General features: G+C 50.3%; 1 protein-coding gene. It reads left to right on the forward strand.

Going from position 1 to position 6267, the window contains the following annotated elements; translation table 11 throughout:
- Positions 1–163 precede the first annotated feature (163 nt).
- Positions 164–6267 (forward strand): FG-GAP-like repeat-containing protein (locus QT990_RS09485; RefSeq protein ID WP_333465171.1); only part of this gene is annotated, 6104 nt, incomplete at its 3' end.

Genomic DNA, 6267 nt, shown 5'->3' on the forward strand with positions numbered 1-6267 from the left:
CAGTTTATTCACGTCAGGAAAGTTACTAAATTCAAGCAATATTGCCGACACTTCCAACAGCATTGCCGTCCCAGTTTCACAATCATCCACTATCAATTTTTTAACATCACCAAAAGTTGAAGATGGCAATAGTTTTGAACAATTTTTAACACAACCGCAACTCTTGGGGGCAGCCCCAAATGCCTCGTCCTCAGCCTCCGCAAGCAGCGACATCTTAACCGGCGAAAAAGTAGAAACACAAGCTAGCCGCACCGTTTGGAGCCAACTCCACGGCGCATCCACCCCCGAACGGCAGGCAAAAAATAGCACCTTGCCAGCCGGAGTTTTCCAAGTCGGTGCTAGCGGACAAGTCAGTGCAGACTACCTGTTCGATGGAGGATACTACCAAGGGGAGCTGGCCATTTTCAGCCTCACGGGAATGGAAAACTTAATTCCCGGTTCGGAAGCCTTCCTGCTAGAGGCATCCCGCAGAGCTCTTACCAATTCCACCCTAGGTCACGTTGTCATCCGCGACTCTACCGAAGGCGCAAAATTCAGCGGCTCAATGCCAGGAGACTATAATTGGGGTTCCGGGCCCTACACCGGCCTCAAAACCTTCACCATGACACCGGGGGACACCTTCGCGGTTATGGTGATTCCCAACGGCACAATACAAATATCTTATGCCAATCAATGGCTGTGGGAACTCTTCCCCGAACACCGTCCTTTATTCTCCGTCCCCTCAACTAATCCCAGCTTCAGCAGCTACCAGCTAGCACTCAGCGACGTTACAGGTACGGGCAATACCTTTGCCATTGAAGACGTGCCCGTGGCCCAAGCAGACGGCGACTACAACGACATCATCTTCAGCTTTATCGGCGCCACCGGCAGCGCCACCCCACTCGATACCGCCATCAACCCAGCCAGAGAATGGCGCACCACCCCTCTGGGACAGCAAATTATCAGCTACGCTAACAGCTTAGTTCCCAACGATACAGCAGCGCCCGCAATTTCCGCCACCTTAACCAACGACACTGGAACATCAAATAGCGATCGCATTACCTCCAATCCCACCATCGGCGGTACGGTCACCGACAGCAGCAGCATAGCCAGCTTCCGTGCCGGTTTCGACGACACTCCCATTGCCGAATTCGCCGACATCACCCCCCTCCTCAACAGCAGCGGCAGCTTCACTCTGGGCCGCACCCAACTCGAAACCATCCGCCGCAACCCCCTCAGAGATGGCATCCACACCCTCCGCCTCATAGCCACCGACTCCCGTGGCAACACATCAAACACTTTGGGCCTCAACTTCACCCTCGACACCGCCGCACCCCAAACCACCCTGCTGACGCCAATTTCCGGAGGCAACCACAGCAGTACAGCCCGACTCATCGGTACGGCAACCGACACCGGGACAAATCTGTCCAACCTGCAATACTCCGTCGATGGCGGCAGCCTTAATACCCTGAACCCAGACACCAGCGGTAAGTTCGACGACTCGCCTCCGAACTCGCCCCTAGCTACCGGCAGCCACACTGCGGTTCTAGAAGCAACAGACACCAGCGGCAACAAAACATCTCAAAACATCAACTTCCAAGTCACTAACAGCTTTACCGTCGCCCCCCCACAAACAACAGGTTGGGCAGCAGCATCAACAGACACTGTACTCCTGGCCGAACGCAACAGCAAACTCGTCCAAGCCGTAGTACCCGTGCAATTAGGGCAAACCACAGGCAGCCGCACCCTGCGGTTCCAACTGGCAGCCGACTTCGACAAAACAGATACAGTTTCAGCAATTGAAGACTTGTTCCAAATTTACCTCGTTTCCCCAAACGACCCCAACCAAACCCTACTAGACGGAGGTACACTCGGAACCCCGCTATTTTCCCTAGCCGGCAGCAAAGCCGAATTCGTACCCGGACGAGTGCGGTACAGCGGTGACACCGTAGAAATCGATTTGAGCAGTTTGAACAACAGCAGCAGCGGTAATCTGCTGTTCAGACTAACCGACAGCGACACCGATACCGGCAGTACCGTAGAAGTCAAGAACCTCACCAACACCGTCGATGAAGAAGGTACCGCCAGCCCAGTCTTTCTGCCAGCGCAGAACAAAACCGCCAGCGGTGGCAGCCTCGATACCGACAACCTGACAGCGGCCCCTGATTTAAAAGTAAATTTCAGTCAGGTACAGTTTGACCCCGCCACCGGCAACTACAAAGCATCAGTACAGGTACAAAATACAGGCAGCCCCGTCAGCCGCAGCGTAGCAGTAGTTTTCCCCGATTTGCCAGCCGGAGTAACCCTGCAAAATCCCGACGGTACCGACAGCAGCGGCAAACCCTACATCAATTTGCGCGGTGCTATTCCTGCTGGGGGATTGGATACTGGGGCTATTTCAGATGCTGTAGAATTAGTCATCAGCAATCCCAACTTTCAGAAATTTTCCCTCACGGCTACCGCCATTGCCGGTGCCGCCAATCAAGCGCCAAACTTGGCTGCAATCGAGTCCATCGACGTTAAAATCGGAGAAACTTTCAAGCTGCCCCTCACCGCAACCGACTCCGACGGCGACCCCATTAGCTTTGCCATCAAATCGTCCACTCCTCTACCCACGGGGAAAATCACCGGCAACGGCACCCTAGAAATTTCTCCCACTCCCGAAGAAATCGGAACCTACAACTTTACGGTAGTCGCTAGCGACGGAGTTTTAGAAACTTCTCGACCTGTTACAGTTAACGTTACCCCTTCGACTGCCGGCCTCACTCGCATTTCAGGAGTAATTCAAAACACCAACCAGCAACCCTTAGAAGGTGTGTTGGTGGGACTCGGCGCCTTGCGGGCAATAACAGCAGCCGACGGTTCCTTTGAAATTCTGCGGCTGGAATTTCCCAATTTGGCGGAGCTCGGACTTCCCGAATTAGTGCCGCCAGACACCCTGCTAATTTACGGCGACGGCATTACAGGCGAAGACAACTACCCCTACATTGCCGAAAAACTGCCGTTGTTATTGGAACACGAAGTTTACTCCAACGTCAACAACGTCATCTCTCGTCCGATTTACCTGCCGCCGATCGACACCGCCAACGGCAAAAACATCAACCCAGCCGCCGACACCACTGTCACCACCGCAGCGATTCCCAAAGCATCCGTATTTGTCAAAGCCGGTTCCCTCCAAGATGCTGAAGGCAACCCCTACACCGAAAACCTCAGCATCACCGAAGTTCCCACAGAATTAACCCCCGCCGCCCTGCCGCCCAACCTGCATACCGACTTGGTAGTCACCATTCAGCCGGGGGATATGGTGTTTACCACTCCAGCCCCCCTCTCTTTGCCCAACCGCGCCGGATACTCCGCGGGTACGACAATGGACTTGTGGTCGATTAACCCCACCACAGGCTTCTTCGACAATGTAGGCACCGGTAAAGTCACTGCTGACGGGAGTGCAATAGAAACTGTTTCAGGCGGCATCCGCAACAGCAGTTGGCACTTCTTCGCCCCCCCAGCACCTTCGCCCAGAAATCCGGGTCAAGACCCCCGCAATCCCAAAGACAAGTGCAACGAATGCAAAGCAAAAGGCGGCTTAACCTCTTCCGTAGAAATGCACTCCGGGGCAGTCATCGAAACCCACGACCTCGTACCTTACCAGTCAATGGGAGAAACCCGCAGCTTAACTCTAACCTACGATTCTCTCAGAGCAGACCCCAGACAGATCGTCCACTTCGGCTACAATAACGCCCCCGCCGATGCCGCGCAAAAATTAGTTGCTAAATTAACCGTAGATGCAGGCAAATTCAAATATCAAATACCCGGATATTCCGGCAACCAATACAGTTTAACCGGAGGCGAACACTTCTGGTCAATGCCCTCTAATGGAGGTCCCATCGACGCAGCGTTGCAAGTCGATATGAGTGCCTTGCCTTCGGGTCAGTACGACTATACTATTAACAGCGGCATCCGCCGATTTACGGGTACTATTTTTGCGGGTTCTTCAACCGACACGAAGGATAAGTTAGTTTCAGTCAACACAATTAACAGTCCTTTCGGCAGCGGTTGGGGAATAGCTGGATGGCAGGAATTAGTAGAAAATTCCGACTCTTCATTATTGTTAATTGACGGTGACGGCAGCGAATTGGTATTTGACAAATCCACAGCAGCAGGCGGAGGCTACGTATCTCCTCCAGGGGATTTCTCTAAATTAGAGAAACTGGCAGACGGCACGTTTACCCGCACCTTAACTGACAAAACTGTTTACAGTTTCAATACCGCCAAGCGTCTGGTTTCGGTTAAAGAAGCCAACGGCGACGAAACCAAATATACTTACAATTCATCCGGTGAGTTGTCCCAAATCATCGACGTAGCTGGGTTGATTACCAAGTTGACCTATGCAAACGGTAAAGTAAGTCAAATAGAAGACCCGGCTGGACGGTTGACGAAGTTAGAATACGACGGTGCCGGCAACTTGCAAAAGATTGTTGACCCCGATACCAAAGCGCGGACGTTTAGCTACGACAGCGAACGTCACATCACAAAAGAAGTAGACAAACGAGGATTTTCCGAACAAACATTATACGACTTTGCAGGTAGAGCAACGGGAGGAATTCGTAAAGACGGTTCGCAGTTGCAGGTGGCACCAGTACAGGTACAAGGACTTTATCGGAAGGAGGATACAACTAATCCTTTGAATGCGCCTGTAGCTCAACCTTTAAGTACAGTAATAGAGGCAAGTTATGCTGATGGTAGCGGTGGGGTAGTTACTCAGATTCTCGACCAAACAGGTCAAGTTGTTTCGGCAAAAGATGGAGGGGGAAATAAACCTACCTTTGAGCGAAATCAGAATTTCTTAGTGACGAAAAAGACTGACGCGCGGGGCAATACTACCTCTTACGAGTACGATGCTAAAGGAAATGTGAAAAGCATTTCGGATTCCCTTTCCGGTACGCCTCAAACACCCCCAAATAACAACGACGGTCAGTTGTTTGGGCCGAGAAATTATATAAACGCGAATGCTAGGGTTATTGCAGTAGGAGATGTCAACGATAACAGCACTGTTGATATTGTTACTGCTGGTTATGGCAACAGTGTATCAGTGTTGTTGGGTAACGGCGATGGCACTTTTGGCGTCAGAGATTACACTGTAAGCGACAGCCCAAACTCCATAGCTTTAGGGGATTTGAATGGCGATCTCAATTTAGATATCATTACTGTCAGTTCTTTTGGTGGTACTACTCCTAATGCAGGCCGGGTGTCAGTATTGTTGGGCGATGGTTCGGGCAATTTTACCCCTCAAGCTAATAATTATCCCGTAGCTTCTGGTGCTTTATCCGTAGCTGTGGGAGACGTAAATAAAGATGGTGAAAATGATGTCGTTACTGCTAATAATTCTAGCACCAATAGCTTGTCCGTGCTGTTGGGGAATGGCAATGGTACTTTGGCCACCAGCACGAATATCGCACTGAATTCGTCGCCAGAATTTGTAACTTTGAACGATCTAAATAAAGATGGAAATTTAGATATCATTGCCGCCAGCCCTTCTAGCGACACTAATCCTGCTAGCGGTAGGGTGTCAGTATTGTTGGGAAATGGCAGCGGTACTTTTGCCGCCCAAAGTAATTACTCCGTGAATGTTGGGGCGGTATCTGTAGCTGTGGGAGATTTGAATGGGGATGGCAATAATGACATCATTACTGCAAACAAACGTGACTCGAACGTTTCTGCATCTTTAAACAATGACGTATCTGTATTATTGAGCAATGGCGATGGTAGTTTTGGTGTGGCAACTAATTACTCAATTGAGTCAATAACGGGAGATTTTCATAATCCTTTGTCCGTAGCGGTAGGGGATGTGGATGGAGATGGAGATTTGGATGCAGTTATTTCCGGTCAGGGTTATGGTTTAGAAAGTGTATTTTTAAACAATGGTAACGGTACTTTGGCAATTCCAAGTGATGATAATTATTATTTCTATGCCTCCGATCAGGCTGTGGCATTAGCAGATATCGATCAAGATAGCGATTTGGATTTAATCTTCGCTGGTAGTGGAGTTAATGTTCGTTTAAACAATACTGTGCAAGCTGGTGAGGGAGGTGGTACTGGCAAGCGGAGTTATACTTACGACCCAGTTTTCAATCAAGTAACCAGCGAAACTGATGAATTGGGCCGCCAAACTCTTTACGAAATTGACCCGCTTACTGGTAACAGAAGAAAAGTTACAAACGTAGTAGGTGCTGTTGGCGACAGCGATGATGTTGTTACTAGCTATACCTACACAAATAAAAATCTAATTGA

This window comes from Microcoleus sp. T3_B1 (assembly GCF_036700445.1).
Lineage (GTDB): Bacteria > Cyanobacteriota > Cyanobacteriia > Cyanobacteriales > Microcoleaceae > Microcoleus.